The sequence below is a fragment of the Actinomadura sp. 21ATH genome (assembly GCF_041951345.1).
Taxonomy (GTDB): Bacteria; Actinomycetota; Actinomycetes; order Streptosporangiales; family Streptosporangiaceae; genus Spirillospora.
The window spans coordinates 90744-107955 of sequence record NZ_JBGNUR010000015.1; the positions used below are offsets into that span (position 1 = coordinate 90744).

Annotated in this window: 19 protein-coding genes; 6 read left to right on the forward strand and 13 right to left on the reverse strand. The window is 75.0% G+C overall.

Annotated elements, in window-relative coordinates:
• Positions 1-80 precede the first annotated feature (80 nt).
• Complete coding sequence (locus ACA361_RS32565; RefSeq protein ID WP_375018419.1) at positions 81-596, reverse strand: hypothetical protein; 516 nt, start codon at positions 594-596, stop codon at positions 81-83.
• Between the two features lie 95 nt (positions 597-691).
• Between ACA361_RS32565 and ACA361_RS32570 the strand changes: the two genes are divergently transcribed.
• Positions 692-1570 carry an ABC transporter ATP-binding protein gene (locus ACA361_RS32570; protein WP_375018421.1) on the forward strand — a complete coding sequence of 293 codons (879 nt, stop codon included), beginning with the start codon at positions 692-694 and terminating at the stop codon, positions 1568-1570.
• Between the two features lie 34 nt (positions 1571-1604).
• Here the strand turns inward: ACA361_RS32570 and ACA361_RS32575 are convergent, their stop codons facing one another.
• From ACA361_RS32575 to ACA361_RS32590, 4 genes are all read right to left on the reverse strand, one after another.
• On the reverse strand, positions 1605-2918 hold the full coding sequence (locus ACA361_RS32575; protein WP_375018423.1) for an AAA family ATPase: 1314 nt from the start codon (positions 2916-2918) through the stop codon (positions 1605-1607).
• Positions 2918-4405: a hypothetical protein gene (locus tag ACA361_RS32580; RefSeq protein WP_375018425.1), complete on the reverse strand. Its 1488-nt coding sequence runs from the start codon at positions 4403-4405 to the stop codon at positions 2918-2920. The genes ACA361_RS32575 and ACA361_RS32580 overlap by 1 nt, the downstream gene beginning before the upstream one ends.
• 61 nt (positions 4406-4466) lie before the next feature.
• The gene (locus ACA361_RS32585; RefSeq protein WP_375018426.1) at positions 4467-5567 is read right to left on the reverse strand and encodes a hypothetical protein; all 1101 of its coding nucleotides are present in this window, start codon (positions 5565-5567) and stop codon (positions 4467-4469) included.
• On the reverse strand, positions 5564-6682 hold the full coding sequence (locus tag ACA361_RS32590; protein WP_375018428.1) for a hypothetical protein: 1119 nt from the start codon (positions 6680-6682) through the stop codon (positions 5564-5566). The genes ACA361_RS32585 and ACA361_RS32590 overlap by 4 nt, the downstream gene beginning before the upstream one ends.
• Before the next feature lie 198 nt (positions 6683-6880).
• Here ACA361_RS32590 and ACA361_RS32595 point away from each other — a divergent pair, with 198 nt between their 5' ends.
• Positions 6881-7315 (forward strand): CBS domain-containing protein, encoded by a 435-nt coding sequence (locus ACA361_RS32595; protein ID WP_375018430.1) that lies wholly within the window; start codon positions 6881-6883, stop codon positions 7313-7315.
• A 22-nt stretch (positions 7316-7337) separates the two neighbouring features.
• Here ACA361_RS32595 and ACA361_RS32600 read toward each other — a convergent pair whose 3' ends face one another.
• Positions 7338-7964 (reverse strand): class I SAM-dependent methyltransferase, encoded by a 627-nt coding sequence (locus ACA361_RS32600; protein ID WP_375018432.1) that lies wholly within the window; start codon positions 7962-7964, stop codon positions 7338-7340.
• A gap of 74 nt (positions 7965-8038) precedes the next feature.
• On the opposite strand from ACA361_RS32600, the gene ACA361_RS32605 reads away from it, so the two are divergent.
• Positions 8039-8743 (forward strand): histidine phosphatase family protein, encoded by a 705-nt coding sequence (locus ACA361_RS32605; RefSeq protein ID WP_375018434.1) that lies wholly within the window; start codon positions 8039-8041, stop codon positions 8741-8743.
• Here ACA361_RS32605 and ACA361_RS32610 read toward each other — a convergent pair.
• From ACA361_RS32610 to ACA361_RS32620, 3 genes are all read right to left on the reverse strand, one after another.
• Positions 8716-9585 (reverse strand): NAD(P)-dependent oxidoreductase, encoded by an 870-nt coding sequence (locus ACA361_RS32610; protein ID WP_375018435.1) that lies wholly within the window; start codon positions 9583-9585, stop codon positions 8716-8718. The genes ACA361_RS32605 and ACA361_RS32610 overlap by 28 nt on opposite strands.
• Positions 9586-9622: 37 nt before the next feature.
• Positions 9623-10678, reverse strand: a complete 1056-nt coding sequence (locus ACA361_RS32615) for a phosphotransferase enzyme family protein (RefSeq protein ID WP_375018436.1) — start codon at positions 10676-10678, stop codon at positions 9623-9625.
• Between the two features lie 102 nt (positions 10679-10780).
• Positions 10781-11182 carry a nitroreductase family deazaflavin-dependent oxidoreductase gene (locus tag ACA361_RS32620; protein ID WP_375018438.1) on the reverse strand — a complete coding sequence of 134 codons (402 nt, stop codon included), beginning with the start codon at positions 11180-11182 and terminating at the stop codon, positions 10781-10783.
• Between the two features lie 98 nt (positions 11183-11280).
• On the opposite strand from ACA361_RS32620, the gene paaI reads away from it, so the two are divergent.
• Together paaI and ACA361_RS32630 are read left to right on the forward strand one after the other, a co-directional pair.
• Positions 11281-11775, forward strand: a complete 495-nt coding sequence (gene paaI / locus ACA361_RS32625; protein WP_375018440.1) for a hydroxyphenylacetyl-CoA thioesterase PaaI — start codon at positions 11281-11283, stop codon at positions 11773-11775.
• Between the two features lie 55 nt (positions 11776-11830).
• Positions 11831-12664 carry an LLM class F420-dependent oxidoreductase gene (locus ACA361_RS32630; protein WP_375018442.1) on the forward strand — a complete coding sequence of 278 codons (834 nt, stop codon included), beginning with the start codon at positions 11831-11833 and terminating at the stop codon, positions 12662-12664.
• A gap of 205 nt (positions 12665-12869) precedes the next feature.
• Here ACA361_RS32630 and ACA361_RS32635 read toward each other — a convergent pair whose 3' ends face one another.
• Positions 12870-13736, reverse strand: coding sequence for a helix-turn-helix domain-containing protein (locus tag ACA361_RS32635; RefSeq protein ID WP_375018575.1), 867 nt, complete (start codon positions 13734-13736; stop codon positions 12870-12872).
• A gap of 452 nt (positions 13737-14188) precedes the next feature.
• Here ACA361_RS32635 and ACA361_RS32640 point away from each other — a divergent pair, with 452 nt between their 5' ends.
• Positions 14189-14506 (forward strand): hypothetical protein, encoded by a 318-nt coding sequence (locus ACA361_RS32640; RefSeq protein ID WP_375018444.1) that lies wholly within the window; start codon positions 14189-14191, stop codon positions 14504-14506.
• Between the two features lie 74 nt (positions 14507-14580).
• Here ACA361_RS32640 and ACA361_RS32645 read toward each other — a convergent pair whose 3' ends face one another.
• From ACA361_RS32645 to ACA361_RS32655, 3 genes are read right to left on the reverse strand one after another with little or no spacing between them, the layout of a single operon-like run.
• Positions 14581-15360 (reverse strand): ABC transporter permease subunit, encoded by a 780-nt coding sequence (locus ACA361_RS32645; RefSeq protein ID WP_375018446.1) that lies wholly within the window; start codon positions 15358-15360, stop codon positions 14581-14583.
• Entirely contained in the window at positions 15357-16136 is a 780-nt protein-coding gene (locus ACA361_RS32650; RefSeq protein ID WP_375018448.1) for an ABC transporter permease, read from the reverse strand. The genes ACA361_RS32645 and ACA361_RS32650 overlap by 4 nt, the downstream gene beginning before the upstream one ends.
• On the reverse strand, positions 16133-17089 hold the full coding sequence (locus ACA361_RS32655; RefSeq protein WP_375018449.1) for an ABC transporter ATP-binding protein: 957 nt from the start codon (positions 17087-17089) through the stop codon (positions 16133-16135). Before ACA361_RS32655 ends, ACA361_RS32650 begins: the two co-directional genes overlap by 4 nt.
• Positions 17090-17212: the final 123 nt, after the last annotated feature.

Consider the following 17212-nt stretch of genomic DNA (forward strand, 5'->3'; position numbering starts at 1 on the left):
CACCGATCCTAATCAGGGCCTCGGACATGCTCACGCCCGCCCCGCGGTCACGGCCGGAACGGCCGGGGGAACCGCCCCGGTCAGACGGCCCGCGACGGCTGCGGGCGGCCCGGGCGGGTGGTGAAGAAGACCGACAGCGACCCGGTGAGCCGGGCCCGCACCGTCTCCTCGTCCACCGGGCCGTCCGCCGGAACCGGGGTACGGTCCAGGGCCCGCGCGATCAGCAGGTCGACGTTGCGGTCGGCGACCAGCACCGAGCACGTGTCGCAGGCGTACCAGGGGTACAGCATGTTGAGCACCGCGACCGCGGTGTCGTCGTCCGACAGGTGGGTGGTGTCCAGCTCCACCTCGAACATGTCGGTGTCCTCGGGGTCCAGCGTCGGGTAGTACAGCCAGCTCGGCCCCTCGACATCGCAGAAGTCGCACGAGCGGGCGCGCGGCGCGGGCGTGCCGACCGCCAGCTCCAGCTCGTGGTCCCACGGCTCGACCCGCCGGTTGTGCCGGTAACCGACACCGTCCAGCGACCCCTCGCGGTTGTGCGTCACATCGTGGACCTCGCCGCCGCAGCGGGCGCACATGAAGCCGATGTCCTCCATGTCCCTCCCTGATCGCTGAGGTGCCGCGGCTCTCACAGTATCCGGCCGGGCCCCGCTGTCGAATCGCCCGCCCGCCGTCGGCTAGCGTGACCGGCGTGTCCGATCATGCTGCCTCCGACCGCCAGGGGGACGCACCGCGCGGTGTCGTCCTGAACGCCGACAAGATCGACCTCGTCCGGGAGGGCCGGACGCTGCTCGACCGGGTGACGCTCACCGTCCTCACCGGCGAGCACTGGGCCCTCCTCGGGCCCAACGGCGCCGGTAAGAGCACCCTGCTCGGAATCCTCGGCGCCTACACCCACCCGACCCGCGGATCCGCCGAGATCCTCGGGCACCGGCTCGGGCGGGTCGACGTGTTCACCCTGCGCAGGCTGATCGGCCAGGTCAACCCGCGACACCCGCTGGAGTCGGCGCGGACCGTACGGGAGATCGTCCTGACCGGCGTCACCGGCACCATCGAGCTGGTGCCGCGCTGGACGCCGTCGGACGAGGAACTGCGCCGCGCCGGCGAGCTCATCCAGCTCATGGGGCTGACACCGCGCGCCGACGCCCGCTGGCCCCACCTCTCCCAGGGCGAGCGCGGCCGCGCCCTCATCGCCCGCGCCCTCATGCCCGACCCGCCGCTGCTGCTGCTCGACGAGCCCGCCACCGGCCTGGACGTCGCCGCCCGCGAACGCCTCCTGTCGGCGATCGACGAGGTCCGCGAGCGCCGCCCCGACCTCACGACCGTGCTGGTCACCCACCACCTGGAGGAACTGCCCAGCAGCACCAGCCACGCCCTCCTCCTGCGCGACGGCGCCGTCCTCGCCTCCGGCCCCGCCGGCGACGTCCTCACCACCGAACTGGTCAGCGAGTGCTTCGACCACCCCATCGCGATCACCCGCCACAACGGCCGCTGGGCCGCGACTAGTCATGGTGGAGGGGCGACCCTCCACACCACCCGGCCGAGGGGCGGGGAGCCCTCCAGTCGCTAGGGCTCCTTCTTTTGGGGGTGGGGCGGGGGTGGGGTCAGTCGTGGGCCTGGATCCTGTGTTCGGAGAGGTGGGCCAGCACGGACTGGTTGGCCTCCCAGCCGTCGGGGAACTTCACCGGCACGCCCAGGTGGACGGGCTCGGTGGACGGGTGCGCGTCCAGCAGCTCGGGGATGCCGGCGCGGGCGACGACCACGCACGCGTGCCGGTGCCGTGAGGTCAGCACGCACAGGCGGCCCGACTCCAGGTGGAACGCGGTCGCGTCGCGCCGCCCCGACAGCGGGTGCAGGACGACCGTCACGTCGTACTCGCGGCCCTGGAGGCGGTTGGCGGTGTCGACCGTGATGTTCTCGCCGTGCGGGCCCAGCGCCGCGCGGATCGCGGTGACCTGGTCGCGGTGCGCGGCGCCGATCGCGATCCGGTCGGCGCCGACCGGGTTCGTGCCCTGCTCGGAGTGCGCGACCGGGCCGCGCTGGAGCAGCCGCACCGCCAGCGCCGCCGTCGCCCGGACGGCCTCGGAGTCGGTGCGCAGCGTGTGCCGGGCGGGCAGCTCGTACAGCGCCCAGCCCGTCGCGGCGGCCTCGTCCAGCGCGCGGTCGTAGCTGGTGCCCATGCCGCCCGCGCCGTACTCCAGCCGGCGGTCGCCCGGACCGGTGCCCGACCGGAAACCGGTGAACGGGTAGAACGCGTCCGACACCACCGGCGCCGCCGAGGCGGGCAGCCGCCAGGACACCGGCAGGCGGTGCAGCGGCAGGTCGGGGTTGTGGGCCAGCAGCACGGAGACGGCGCTGCGCATCGGGTCCCAGGACAGGCCCGCCCAGCGCTCCACCTCGACGGTGGAGAACGGGTCGAGCTGGCCGGGATCGCCCACGAACAGCGCGCGCTGGAAGCGTCCCGCGATGCGCAGCAGCATGTCCGAGCGCATCTGGTACGCCTCGTCCACGATCGCCCACGGCCACGAGCCCTCCGACAGCGTCGCCCACTTGGCGGCGGTGGCGATCACCACCATGCGGTCGGCCAGCTGGTCGGCCTTCGTCGCGACCTTGACGCCGGGATGCGACAGCACGCGGTCGGAGACGGTGTACGTGGACGCCGAAAGGCGCCCGAGCGTCACGTCCGGGTGCTTCACGGCGATCCGGTCGATCAGGTCGTCGACCTGCTCGTTGGTCTGCGCGACGATCATCAGCGCCTCGCCGGCCGCGGCCAGGTGCGCGGCGGCCCGGACCACGAGCGTCGACTTGCCGGCGCCGGGCGGGGAGTCGACCACGACGCCCCGGTGGCCGCCGTCCAGGTCGGCCAGCACCTCCTCGACGACCTTGGTCGCCGCCACCGACGGATCGATGCCCTCCACTACGACCACTCCTCCGCCGCGTCCTCGTCGTTGGCCACGTACTCCTCGGGCGGGCCGCCGTGCGTCCACGGCGTCTCCTCCTTGTCGGGGAACTTCGCCACGCCGAACGAGTCGGCGGTGTGCGAGGTGAACACCACCCGCGCCCCGATCTCGGGGACGACGCCCGGCGCGGGCTCCAGCTTCCGGCCCATCCCGCCGGTCAGTTCCAGCAGCACGCTCCGGGTGCGCTCGTCGATCTCCACGATCCGGCCCTTGAGGGACGGCCGCTCGGCGCTGCACACCGTGGTGCCGATGTCGAGCCGGATCGGGTCCTCGGTGGCGACCCGCAGGTGCGGGCGCAGCTTGGGGCGCTTGCCCGTCTCGTCCAGCCGGGTCGGGTCGCTGTCGACGACCGTGCCGCCGAACGCCTGCCCGGCCAGCCGGTGCTCGGCCATGACGAGCGGGTCGTCGAACGCGCGCTGCGCCTCGTAGGCGTCCTGGGCGCGTTCCAGGTCGTGCAGCCGCCGCGCGGCGCGGACCGGCGGGTCGCGGCGGGCCTGCGGGTACGCCTCGCCGAACGTCTGGTGGTAGTAGGTGAACGAGTCGCGGTCCCGCTCCCAGCGGGCGGCCACGCTCGCGCCCGGCGGCAGGCTCCGCAGCGCGTCCACCGCCCGCCACATCAGCTCCCACGTCGGGAACAGCTGGTCCGACAGCGCGCGGCGGACCCGCTCCTCGGCGCGCGGGTCGCGGCCCGCCTGGTCGTACGCGGCGATCGCGGGCGCCAGCACCTCGTTGTCGAACGACGGGTCGGTGGCCGGGCCCGCCGGCGGGCAGATCAGCGGGTCCTCGGCGCGCGCCGCGGCGGCCGGGCCGTCCAGCCCGCCGGGCGGCGCGATCCAGCCCATCAGCGCGGCCAGGTTGCCGTCCTCCAGCGAGCTCTGCCCGGTCGCCCAGTGCAGCCGCAGCGCCTCGGTCATCGCCAGCAGCAGCGACGAGCCCGGATGGTCGTTGCGGTCGGCGAACCAGGTCAGCCAGCGGCCCAGCACCGGCACCGCGGGGTCCACCGCGTACGGGCCCTCGGTCCGGCGGAACCGCGTCGAGCGGCCCAGCAGCCGCAGGAACCCCACACCGCCCCGGTTCGGCACCAGCAGCTGCGGGGCGTCGCCGTACCGGATGCGCTCCTCGCCCTCCTTGTCGCCCTTGCCCGGCGGCAGCTCCTCGACCGCGCCCCGGCTCGTCTCCACATGGTTGAGCACGAGCTTGGCCAGGTCGGCGGCGAACGCGAACCGCAGGTCGCGGTTGCGCGGCTGCGGCACGACCAGCAGCGTCGGGTCGGCCGGATCGCTGCCGAGCATCACCGCGAGCGGCGCGGCGGCCTCACCCGCCAGCTTCAGCGGGATCAGCACCAGCGGCGCGTCCGACACGTGCAGGTGCCGGACCGTCGCCAGCGGCTGGGCGCGGCCGGTGGCGGCCGCCTCCAGCTGGGCGAGCGCGGTGAGCACGCTCACGTCGCGGGGACCTCCGGGGTACGGGTCGAGCGGGCGGCAGGGGACGGGCGGCCGGGGCGGGTCATGCGGCGCCGCCCAGCACCTCGCGGCGCAGCCGGTCGGCGGCGCGCAGCTGGGCGGCGGTCTCGGCCAGGTCCTCGGACGGCTCCAGCGAGCCGTCGGCCAGCGCCAGCGCGGTCGGGATCGAGTCGACCCCGCCGAGGTCGTCGCGGACCGAGCGGCCGAGCGTGCCGGTGGCGCCGCAGGCCCGCGCCTCGTCCCGGCAGAAGAACGCCATCTCGCAGCTGGCCATGCACTCGGGCGCGTACCGGGCCTCGACCGCCCTGACCGAGCCGGGCAGCGCGTCGCCGGGCGCGAACGTCAGGTCGCCCGGCAGCTCGCCGAGGATGCGGTCGATCCGGGTGAGCCGGGCCAGCTGCCGTTCCAGCACCGCCAGCTGCGGCCGCACGTCCACCGGCGTCGCCGACGGGCGGTTGGAGAAGTTCTCCGGGCACACCAGGAAGACCTCGTGCGACACCAGCTCGCGCGGATGGCCGAGCTCCTCCACCAGCCGGCGCAGCGCCAGCACGTACACCGCGGACTGGCGGGCGGCGGCGGCCACCTGCTCCGGCTCGGCCTGCCCGTCCACGACCGCGAACGACTTGATCTCGATCACGTGCAGCCGGCCCGCGTACTGGAACGCGATCACGTCCGGCTCCAGGTAGGCGGTCTGGCCGGCGATGTCCAGCCGCAGCAGCGGATGGTCGAACAGCGTGCCCTCGCCGGTCTCCAGCGCCCGCGCCAGCAGCCGCCGGGTACGGCCGTGGCGCAGCTCGCGGCCCTCGTGCCCGGCCACCACCTCAAGGTCGTCGTAGGCGACCTCGGGCACGTCCAGGCCGAGCGTGTCGCGCAGCAGCGTGAGCAGCTCGGCGCAGCCGTCGGCCTTCACCTGCGCCTCGAACGCGTTGCCGCGCGTGATGGCGAACTGTGACTGGCCGAACGGCGCGGGGAAGCCGAGCTCGCGGGCCAGGAAGTCCTTGTCGACGCCGGCGGCGTCCATCACCCCGCGCCGCGCGCAACCGGGGTTGGCGGTGAGCGCGGCGATGGTGCGCGCGTCGTGGTTGCGGGGCGGGGCGCCGCCGCGCAGCCGGTCGAGGGTCGGTTCCAGGGCGGTTTCGGTCATCGGTCGTCCTCGTGGGTGGTGCGGTGGGGCCGCGGCGCCGGCGGGGCCGGCGCGTCGGTCCTGCGGGGTCTGCGGGTGCCCTTCGCCTTGCCCGTGCCGCGCACCGGCCGCAGGGCCGGGGCGGGCGGTCCGGACGCCGGGCCCGGGGCCCGGCCGTCGGTGCCCGACGCCGCCGCGCGCATGGCCCGCAGGCGCGAGCCGAAGAGCCGTTCGGCGTCGTCGAGCTGGATACGGGCGCGCTCGGCGGCCTGCCGCCGGGCCTTCCCGTCGGACGCGAGGTGCACCTCCAGCTCGGCCCCGGCGGCCTCGGCCAGCGCGGCCGGGTCGACGGTGCCGGCCGGGCCGCCGGGGCCGCCCGGGGTGCCGGGGCCGCCGGGGATGTTGGAGGCGAACCGCCACAGCAGCCGCTGGGCGGCCGGGGACGGGTCGCCGCCGCCGCGCGCCGCGTGCTCGGCGATCCGCACCGCGGCGCGCAGGAAGTCGGTGCGCGGGCTCAGCGGGCCGACCACCCGCTGCTCCAGCGGCCAGGTGCTCACCGTGATGAGCCCGCGGGCGGGCGCCAGCAGGTCGGCGGTGAGCGCGGCGCACAGGTAGTAGGGCCGGGCGTACGGCGCGGTCCGGAACGAGCGCTCCTCGTCGCGGCGCAGGCTGGTGAGCCGGGTGCCGGGGATCTCGCCGGGGAAGAACGCCGCGTACACCGATCCGATCAGCTTGGGCGCGGCGGGGACGCCGAGCAGCGTCAGCGCCTGGTGCACCTGGTCGCGGACGGGGACGAGCCCGCGTTCGGGGCCGGCTTTACCGGCGGCGCCATTCCGTTCGCTCCGCCCGCTCGCGTCCCGCGCGGCCCTTTCCCGGCCGCCCCTCAGGGGGGCGGGCTTTTCCGCGGCGGCCGTTTCCGGTGCGCCGCCGGAGGGCTCGCCGAGCACCGCGTCGTCCCAGGCTTCCTCGGTCTCGCGCAGTTCCGCGCGCAGGGCGCGGGCGGTCTGCCGGTCGTTCCGCGCCATCGCGCGCCGGACGGCGGTGCGCAATTCGGCGATGCGCGCCTCCAGCGCTTCGGGGCCCGCCGTTTCGGGGCCCCGTGCCTCGGGAGTCGGAACGCCGTGGGACGGGGGCATGCGGGTGAGAGTACAGCAGCTTCCAGACAGTTCCAGTAATTTCCAGTTTCGCGTGTCGCGGGCGGGAAGGGATTTACCCGGGCCCGCGCGGCGGCGAGGCTTTGCCGGGCCGAGCCGTTCCGTGGCGTCGGTTTTGCCCGACCTGCGTTCTTTGTAGGGAATCGTGGGAACTGTGCGACGCCGAAGAAGGGGGACTTCATGACCACCGCACGCGACATCATGCACCCGGGCGCCGAATGCGTCGACGCGGGCGAGACGCTGCTCGACGCGGCGCGCCGGATGCGCGACATGGACGTCGGATCGCTGCCCATCTGCGGCGAGGACGGGCACCTGCACGGCATCATCACCGACCGGGACATCGTCGTCCGGTGCTGCGCCGAAGGGCGCGACCCGGCGCGGGTGAAGGCCGGCGCGTTCGCCGACGAGGACCTGCACTGCGTCGACGCCGCCGACGACGGCGACGCGGTGGTGCGCACGATGGCGCGGCACCAGATACGCCGGGTACCGGTGATGGAGGGCGGCCGGCTGGTCGGGATGATCAGCGAGGCCGATCTCGCCGGGCACCTGACCGACGACAAGCTCGCCGAGTTCGTGGAGAACGTCTACAAGCCCACGCACGCCGCCCACACGTGAGCGCCGCCCGGCGGCCGGCCGGTCAGCGGGCGGGCCGGTGCCAGGAGATCATGTACCGCCAGAGCGCGAGCCGCTCGTAGCGCGCGCCGGGAAGGATCCGCAGCGCCTCGTCCCGGACCTCGCCCCACGTCATCTCCGGATCGGTGACCGGGGCGTCCGGGTCGCCGGCCCGCGCCCGGTTGCGCCAGCGGTGGTAGTAGTGCGCCGGGAGGCCGGCGCCACTGAGGGCCTTCTCCCGGAACGTTCCGTTGCGCGCCAGGCTGACCACCACCAGGCTCCCGCCGGGGCGCACCGCGTCGCGCATGGCGGTGAGCGCGGCGGTGAAGTCCATGTGGTGGATCGCCGCGACGCTGCACACGAAGTCGTAGCCCTCGGCGGGCAGGTCGTAGGCGAGCAGGTCGGACTCGACGAAGTCGACGTTCGCCAGGCCGCCGCTCTCCTTCCGGGCCGCGGCGATCATCTCGGCGGAGGAGTCGATCCCGGTGACGTGCCCGGCCCGCGCGGCGAGCCGGCGGACGAGCAGCCCGTCGCCGCACCCCACGTCCAGCGCCTCGCGGCACCCGCGCGGCACGGCCCGCAGCACCAGGCCGTGGTAGTGCGTGTTGTGGTTCCAGTAGTCCCCGGTCGCGGGCTCGGTGGTGCGTGCCATCGCCCCACCCTAACCAGCCGGTCCCGCCCGGCCGGGGGTTTCGCGCCGCGCCGCGCGCGTGCCAGCCTGTGTCCATGATCGATACGGCGGGACCGCGGGCATGGCTGATCCGGCACGGGCAGAGCGAGTCGAACGCGGGGCTCCCCACCGACGGCCCCGGCGCGGCGCCCCTCACGGCGCGCGGCCGGGCCGAGGCCGAACGCGTCGCCGCCGCGTTCGCCGGGCCGCCCGGGCTGATCGTGAGCTCGCCGTTCGTGCGCGCCCGCGAGACCGCGCGGCCGACGCGGGAGAGGTTCCCGGACGTGCCCTACGAGGAGTGGCCCGTCCAGGAGTTCACCTTCCTCGGCGCCCTGCACGGCCCCGGGACGACCAACGTGCAGCGCCGCCCGCACGCCGCCGCGTACTGGGAGCGCTCCGACCCCGCGTACGCCGCCGGCGGCGACGGCGAGACGTTCCGGGAGGTCGTCGCCCGCGCCCGCGACCTCCTCGCGCGGCTGTCGCGGCGGCCGGACGGGCTGACCGCCGTCTTCACCCACGGCCTCTTCATGCGCGCGCTGATGTGGTCGCTCACCACCGGCGTCACCGAGCCGGACGCGGCGGAGATGCGGGCGTTCGCGCGCTTCCAGCGCGTCTGCACCGTCCCGAACGGCGCGGTGCTCGAACTGCGGGGGAGCGGCGGCGGGCCGGAGGACCTCCGGATGCTCGCCGGGTCGTTCACCCACCTGCCCGCCGCCCTGCCCGCGGGCACCGCCTACGAGGACGTGAACCCGGCGAAGTAGGTCGCCGACATGTCCTCGTCGCCGTGCCCCTGCTCGATCGCGCGGCGGAAGCGGCGGTTGGCCGCGTCGGCCATGTCGACCTCGATCCCGGCCGCGCGCGCCGCCTCGCCGATCAGCCGGGTGTCCTTCTCGGCGTTGCGCAGCGCGAAGCTCGGCTCGAAGTCGCCGGCCATGATGGCGGCCATCTTCGCCTGGAGGTACGGGCTGTCCATCGGCCCGCCGGTCACGACCTCGCCGAACAGCGCCGGATCGAGACCGAGGCCCTTCACCAGCGCCATCGCCTCGGCGACGATCGAGGTCAGCGCGATGCCGTACCCGACCGTGGTCATCTTCAGCCGGGTGCCGGCGCCCTCGGCGCCGTCGGCCCCGACCCACAGCGTCTTCGCGCCGACCGCGCCGAACACCGGCTCCAGCGGCCCGCGCGCCTTCTCCGGCCCGGCCGCGAGGATCACGAGCTCGCCCCGCTCCGCGGGCTGCTTCGTGCCCTGGACGGGCGCGTCCACGAACGTCAGGCCGTGCTCGCCGGCCAGCTCCGCGAGCGGGCCGAGCGCGGCCACCCCGACCGTGCTCATCTGCGCCCAGATCCGGCCCTCGCCCAACCCGGGCGCGGCGTCGCGCATCGCCGCGAGCACGGCGTCGCCGTCGGTCAGCATCGTGATGACGACGTCCGCGCCGGCGGCGGCCTCGGCGGGCGAGTCCGCCACCACGGCGCCGTCCGCCGCCAGGGGCTCGGCGCGGGCGCGGGTGCGGTTCCACACCCGCGTCTCGAGCCCGTTCCGGAGCAGGTTGCGGGCCATGGGCGCGCCCATGATCCCGGTTCCGAGCAGCGCGACAGCGGTCATGATCGGCCTTTCTGGCGTCGGCGTCGTGCGGGGCGGATCAGCCGTAGGCGGGGCTGTCGCCCGGAGTCTCTTCAGGTAGTTCGTCGTACGGGGCGGCGAAGACGTCCAGCGTGCGGTCCAGATGCTCGGACCACCAGCCGACCAGCGCCGCCGACGCGCCCGCGCTCTCGCCCGCGCCGCCGTCGTCGTCGGCGCCGCCGTCCGGTGAGCCCACGTAGCGGTGCCGCAGCGGGCGGACGTCGCACAGGCGCTCCCACCACTCCCGGTGCACCGCCGCCTGGATCTGCCCGGCGTCCAGCGGGAACGCCGCGCGGTGCCCGCGGACGAACGCCCGCACCCGGTCGAGGTCGAGCCCGCGCTCGTCCTCGCACGCGAACAGCGCCGCGGCCGACCGGACCAGCTCGCCGGCGACCGGGCCGGTCGTCAGCGCGTCCCAGCCGAGCACCGCGGTCACGTTGCCCGCGCCGCCGTACCGCAGGTTGCCCGCGTGGAACGCGCCGTGCAGGTGCCCGACCGTGGAGACCTCGATCTCCGGCGGCTGGTGGTCGGCCATGCCGGTCAGCAGCGCGCGGCGCTCCAGCAGCCGCCGCTCGGTCAGCGCGGCGAAGTCGTTGCCGTCGCCGGGCAGCGCGGCCAGCATCCCGTCCAGCGCGGCCACCGCGTCGGCCGCGCGCGGCGTCGGCACCAGCAGGCTCTGCTGCACGGGCGCGGTCAGCCGGTCCAGCGCCGCGTGCAGCTCGCCCAGCAGCCGGCCGAGCCGCTCGCACTGGCCGAACGCCAGTTCCAGCCCGCCGCGGCGCAGGCCCGACGCCCACGGGTGCAGCGCGTACCCGAGCCCGCCCGCCGTGACGAGCGTGCGGCCGCCGCGCAGCGCCGGCACGGGCGCCAGCACCGGCAGCCCGGCCGCGTCGAGCGCGGCGGTCACGGTGTGCTGGAAGGCCACCCGGCGGCGCGCCTCCGGGGCGTACTCGCGTAGGTGGTACGACCCCGACGGGCCGTCGACCCGCCAGCGGCCGGCGCCCAGCGCGACGGCCGTCGCCGGGTCGGCGATGCCCCAGCGCTTCAGCAGTCGCGGCGGCGGTGACGTCGGCACCTCAGCACCTCGGCAGGCTCGAACGGTCGAACGCATGTTCACCCGACGCTACACGCCCGCGCCCGCCCCGTGAAAGGGAACCGCGCGATCGGACGCGCCGGGTCAGACGCGCTCGAGCACCACGACCGGGATCTCGCGGCTGGTCTTGGTCTGGTACTCGTCGTACGCGGGCCAGGTCGCGACCATCTTCTTCCACAGCGCCGGCTTCTCCTCGGCCGTCGCCGTCCGCGCCCGCGCGGTGAACTTGTCGCCCTTCACCTGCACCTGGACCTCGGGGTTCACCTTGAGGTTCTTGTACCAGCCCGGGTCGTCGTCATCGCCGCCCTTGGACGCGACGATGACCGGGTTGCCGCCGTCCTCCTGGTAGATGAGCGGCGTGGTGAACGGGTTGCCCGTCTTGCGGCCCTTGGTGGTGAGGAGCAGCACGGTGGTGTTCTGCCAGTCGTGCCCCTCGGCCCCGTCGGTCTCCTGGTAGCGCTTGACGTGTTCCTGCCCGTACAGCATCGGGTCTCTCCTTCGGTTCGGGACATGAGCCGGTGCGTCGGTCAACACCGGTACCCGATTCACCTTCCCCCGAGCGGAACGATCAATACGCTGAACCGATGAGCGCGGCGGACGAGACGGCGCGGCGGTGCGCCGAGGCGATGTACGGGCGCGACCGGGTCGCCGTCGAACTGGGCATGGAGGTCGGCGGCGTCGCGCCCGGGCGGGCGCGGATCCGGATGGCGGTCACGCCCGCCATGGTGAACGGGCACGGCCTCGCCCACGGCGGCTACCTGTTCCTGCTGGCCGACTCGGCGTTCGCGTACGCGTGCAACACCCGCGACCGCGTCACCGTCGCGGCGGCGGCCGACGTCGTGTTCACCGCGCCCGCGTACGGCGGGGACGTCCTGGAGGCCGTGGCCGAGGAGCGCGTCCGCTACGGCGGCCGCGGCGGCGTGTACGACGTGACCGTCCGGCGGGTCTCCGACGGCGCCGTCATCGCCGAGTTCCGCGGCACGAGCAGGAGCCGCGACGAGCGCGTCCTGGACGGCGAGCGGAACGCGGGAGACGCGGGAGACGCGGGAGCCGAGGGGAATGAGGGGAATGAGGGGTAGGTGCGCGGGGGTTGTGCGGGGGACCGCACTCGATCTTGAGGGGACAGGGACGCGTATGGACATCGGCCGGCTGGGCGTGTGGAGCAGCGAGCTGCGCTTCGGGGACCCGAAGCGCAACCAGGACGCGGCGGCGGAACTGGAGGAGCTCGGGTACGGCGCGGCGTGGCTGGGCGGCAGCCCCGGCGTGCGGCACGCGCAGCGGCTGCTCGCGGCGACGTCGCGGCTGGTGGTGGCCACCGGCATCCTGAGCATCTGGGACTACGAGCCCGAGACGGTGGCCAAGGAGGAGGCGGCGCTGGCCGCCGACCATCCCGGCCGGTTCCTGCTCGGCCTGGGCGCCAGCCACGGCGCGCTGGTCGGCGACCGCTACACCCGCCCGTACAGCGCGATGATCGACTACCTGGACCGTCTCGACGCGGCCGGCTCCCCGCCGGAGCGGCGCGTGCTGGCCGCGCTCGGGCCGAAGATGCTGGCGGCTTCCAGGGACCGCGCGGCGGGCGCGCACCCGTACCTCATCACGCCCGAGCACACCCGCCACGCCCGCGAGGCGCTCGGCGCCGGCCCGCTGCTCGCCCCGGAGGTCAAGGTCGTGCTGGAGAGCGACCCGGCCCGCGCCCGGGCGGCCGCGCGCGGGCACCTGGAGATGTACCTCCAGCTGCCCAACTACACCGGCAACCTGCTGCGGCTCGGCTTCGAAGAGAGCGACCTGGCCGGCGGCGGCAGCGACCGGCTCATCGACGCGGTGTTCGCCTGGGGCGACGTGGAGGCCGTCGGCCGCCGGCTCGCCGAGCACTTCGACGCGGGCGCCGACCATCTGGCGCTCCAGGTCATCACGGACGGCGACGAGCCGCCGGTGGCGGAATGGCGCGAGCTGGCCCCGCTGCTCTGATCCGTACCGGTCGGATCCGGCCGGCCGTACGCCCGCCGCTCCGCTCATGCGAGGGCCGCGGCGGGCGTACGGCCACCGAGCGTGACCGGATCTGACAGGGCGGAACGGCGTGGCCGGATCCGGCTGTCAAGGCCGCCGGTCAGCGCGGCCTTGACAGCCGGGAGCGTTTCCAGGGGCCGATCGGGCGGGGGCGACCGGGGGTGGATCAGACCTCGTCGAGCATCCGCTTCAGGAAGGCGACCGTGTCGTCGGGCCGCGTGGCGGCGATGCAGAGGTTGTTCATCGCGCGCATGTACGTGTCGACGTCGGTGGGCTTGTCCAGGTAGAGCGCGCTGGTGAGCTGCTCCAGGAACACCACGTCCGAGAGCCCCGGCTCGGCGAACCGCAGGATCGTGAACGGCCCGCCCGCCGCCGCGTGGTCGAGCGCGCCGAACGGCACGATCTGCAGCGTGACGTTGGGCAGCGCGGTCATCTCGATCAGGTGCCGGATCTGCGCGCGCATCACCTCGCGGCCGCCGAGCGGGCGGCGCAGCACCGCCTCGTCCAGCACCGCCCACAGCGTCGGCGTGGAGCCGGGGTCGGTGAACCGCTCCTGGCGGGTCATCCGCAGGCCCACGCGGCGCTGCATCTCCTCCTCGGAGGCGTCGCCGTAGCCGAGCCGCACCACGGCCCGCGCGTAGTCCTCGGTCTGCATCAGGCCGGGGACGAACTGCACCTCGTAGGTGCGCAGCAGCGACGCCGCGCCCTCCAGCCCGAGGTAGGTCTCGAACCAGCCGGGCAGCACGTCGCCGTACTGGTGCCACCAGCCGGGGGTGTTGGCCTCCTTGGCCAGCTGGAGCAGCGCCTCGCGCTCCTCCGGGTCCTCCACGCCGTAGAGGGTGAGCAGGTCGGAGACATCGCGCTCCTTGAACCCGACCCGGCCGAGCTCCATCCGGCTGATCTTGGAGTGGGAGCCGCGGATCTCGTACCCGGCCTCCTCGGTGGACATCCCGCGCGCCTCGCGGAGCCGGCGCAGCTGCGCGCCGAGCAGGATGCGCAGGACGGTCGGCCCGCCGCGGCGCGGGTAGTCGATGAGCCGGCCGCCGGCCGATCCGCCATCGGCCGAGGGCTTCTGTGCAGCGGAATCCTGGGGCAAGGGGTCACCAGCCAGTCGACGAAACCGTTCACGGACGGAACGGCACTGCAACATGCTAGAGGATCAGGACCGCCAATTGGGAAGTGTGAAATATCCGCTCTCGGCATGGGCGGGCGGTCATGGTAAAGACGGGTGGTCACGCCTGGTCACCCGTGACCGGTGCCGCCTCGGCGGCGGCCGGGGGCGGAGGTGACCCCGCAGGTGATTCGCCCTGCGGCGGCCCGCGGAGCACTCGCGGTGACAGCGTGACGAAGCTCTCGCGTGTTCCGGCTAACGCCCGGAACGGTGACGAAGTCTTTATATACGGAGACCGCCAAGGCCCCGCCGTACCTGCGGCGGGGACCGCACGGTGACCATTCAGTGATCAATCCGTTTTATCTGGGGGAATCATGCAATCGTTCACTCGGGAACGGCCGGAGATCCACTTCCTGACCTCCGGACCCGTCACCGAGGCCGAGCGGGCGGCGGCGGAACGGGCGCTGCTCGCCGCCCTCGACGGCGTCGCCGGCACCGTCACCTCGGCCCGCCTGACGCTGAGCGTCGTGACCGGCTCCGCGCTGCCCCGCCCGGCCCTCGCGCAGGCCGTCGTCGACATCGACGGCCGGCGGCTGCGCGCCCAGGCCGCCGCCCCGACCCTGCCGGAGGCCGTCGCCCTCCTGCACCGCCGCATGGCGGTCCGCGTCCCGCGCGCCGTCCAGGCCGGCTGACCTGACGCACCCGCCCGGCCGTCCCCCGGCCGCCCGGCGGAGGGCGGCGGGGCGGCGGGGCGGCGGGGCGGCGGTCAGGCGTCGCGGCGGCGGAACGCGAGCACGGCGGCGGCCAGCGGGAGGAGCGCGTAGGCGAGCATCACCGCGGCCGCCACCGCCGGCGGCAGCAGAGCGCCGTACACCGAGTCCGCGTTGTCCATCCCCACCACCTGCTCGGGCAGCGCGTCCAGCATGAACGACGAGACGCGCTCGTCCCACGGCGCGGGCAGGAACCCGGTGGCGATCGGCATGATGTACCAGAGCAGGACGACGGTGACGATCGCCCCGGCGGTGGACCGCAGCAGCGCCGCCAGCCCGAGCGCCAGCAGCGCGTACACCGCCACCAGGCAGCCCCGCGCGGCGATCCCGGGCAGCTCCGCCGAGATCGCCGTCTGGAACCCGGCGATCGGCCGGTCCCCGATGATCAGCCTGGTGCCCAGGAAGACGGTGCACGTGATCACCAGCCCGGCCGCCAGCGACGCGGCGCCCACCACCAGCGCCTTGGCCGCCAGCAGCGACGCCCGCCGCGGCACCACCGTCAGCGTCGTGCGGATCATGCCCGAGCGGTACTCGGACGTGACGGCGAGCGCGCCCAGCACGGCCGCGCACAGCCCGCCGATCCAGCCCGCCAGGATCGCCGGCTCGGCCATCCGGACCCGCGCGCGGCGCCCGGCCGGCATCCCGTCCCAGGCGCCTACCACCTGCACCGTCAGCAGCAGCGCCAGCGCCATGAAGACGAGGGCGACGCCCGCGATGACGTAGGTCGAGCGGACCGTGCGCAACTTCAGCCATTCGGCCGCGACGGCGTCCCTCATCGTGCATCCCTCCGTACGAACGAGTACGCGCCGGCGGCCAGCGCCGCGGCCGCGTACAGGAACAGGACCGCGAGCGCGCCCGCGGGGGAGAACGACCCCGCGCCGCCTGGGGCCGCGGGCGCGGCGGCGATCTGGTCGGGCAGGCGGGTCAGCAGCACCGACCCCGCCCGCTCGTCCCACGGAGCGGGCAGCAGGTCCGCGAGCGGCGGGAGCACCATCAGCAGCACCACCACCGCCGTGATCGCCCCGGCGGTGGACCGCAGCGCGGCGCCCGCCCCGTACCCGACCAGCGCGATCACCGCCGCCCACGCGGCCATCGCGAGCAGGTGCGGGAGCTGCTCCGCCACCGGTTCGGCGAACGACGGCACCGCCCGGTCACCGACGATCACGCGGCCGGCCGCGACCGCCGCCGCCACGCTCGCCAGCCCGGCCGGAAGGACGACGCCGGCGAGGACGAGCGCCTTGGCGGCGAACAGCCGCGGCCGGGCGGGCACCGCGGCCATGCTGGTGCGCACCATCCCGGTGGCGTACTCGGAGGTGATCGACAGGGCGCCCAGCACCGCGGCGCACACCGGCAGCGCGAGCACGAGCGGCTGCTCGGCCGGCGCCGCCCGCAGCGACGCCCGCTCCCCGGGCGGCCGCCCGTCCCAGGCGCGCGCCACGACCCAGGACCACAGCAGGCAGAGCAGCACGGACCCGGCCAGCGCCGCCAGCGTCCAGGCGGTCGAGCGCACGGAACGCAGCTTCAGCCATTCCGCGGCCAGCGCGTCCATCATGGGCCGGTCCTCTCCTGCGCCGGCCGCCGGCCGCGGCCGTGTTGGGCGCCGTCCTGCCCCGCCGCGTACTGGACGCTGCCTGCGGTCAGCTCCATGTACGCCTCTTCGAGCGAGGCGCTCCGCGGCGTGACCTCGTACAGGGGGATGCCGTTCGCCGCCGCCAGCTCCCCGATCCCCGCCGCGTCCAGCCCCGCCACCGACAGGTCGCCCGCGCCCTCCCGCTCCACCACCGCACCGGCCGCCACCAGCACCGCCGACAGCTCCGGCGCGCGCGGCGAGCGCACCAGGATCCCGCGCCGGAACCGGTCCGACAGCTCCTGGACGGACGTGTCCGCGATCAGCCGGCCCCGCCCGATCACGACCAGCCGGTCCGCGGTCAGCGCCATCTCGCTCATCAGATGGCTGGAGACCAGCACGGTGCGCCCCTCGCCCGCCAGCGCCCGCATCAGCTCGCGGACCCAGCGCACGCCGTCCGGGTCCAGCCCGTTCACCGGCTCGTCGAACAGCAGCACGCCCGGATCGCCGAGCAGCGCCGCCGCGATGCCGAGCCGCTGCCGCATCCCGAGCGAGAACCCCCCGACCCGCTTGCGCGCCACTCCCGCCAGGCCGACCTGCTCCAGGACGGCCGACACGCGGCTCACCGGGATCCGGTTGCTGCGCGCCATCCAGCGCAGATGGTCGAACGCGCTGCGCCCGCCGTGCACGGCGTTCGCGTCCAGCAGCGCCCCCACCTCGTGCATCGGGCGGCGGATCTCGCGGTAGCGGCGCCCGTTCACCAGCGCCTCCCCGGACGCGGGGGCGTCCAGGCCCAGCAGGACCCGCATCGTGGTGGACTTGCCCGCCCCGTTCGGCCCCAGGAAGCCGGTCACCGTGCCCGGCCGCACCTGGAACGACAGGCCGTCCACGGCGACGGAACCGCCGTACCTCTTGGTCAGCTCGCGTACTTCGATCATGCCTCGACGGTCCCGCGCCGGACCGCCCGCGCGGATCGGAGCGCGGTCGGGACCTCACCCTCGGCCCGCGGGCCGGGACCGGCGCGCGGCGGGCCCCGATCTCCTACCCGGGTATGACGGCCC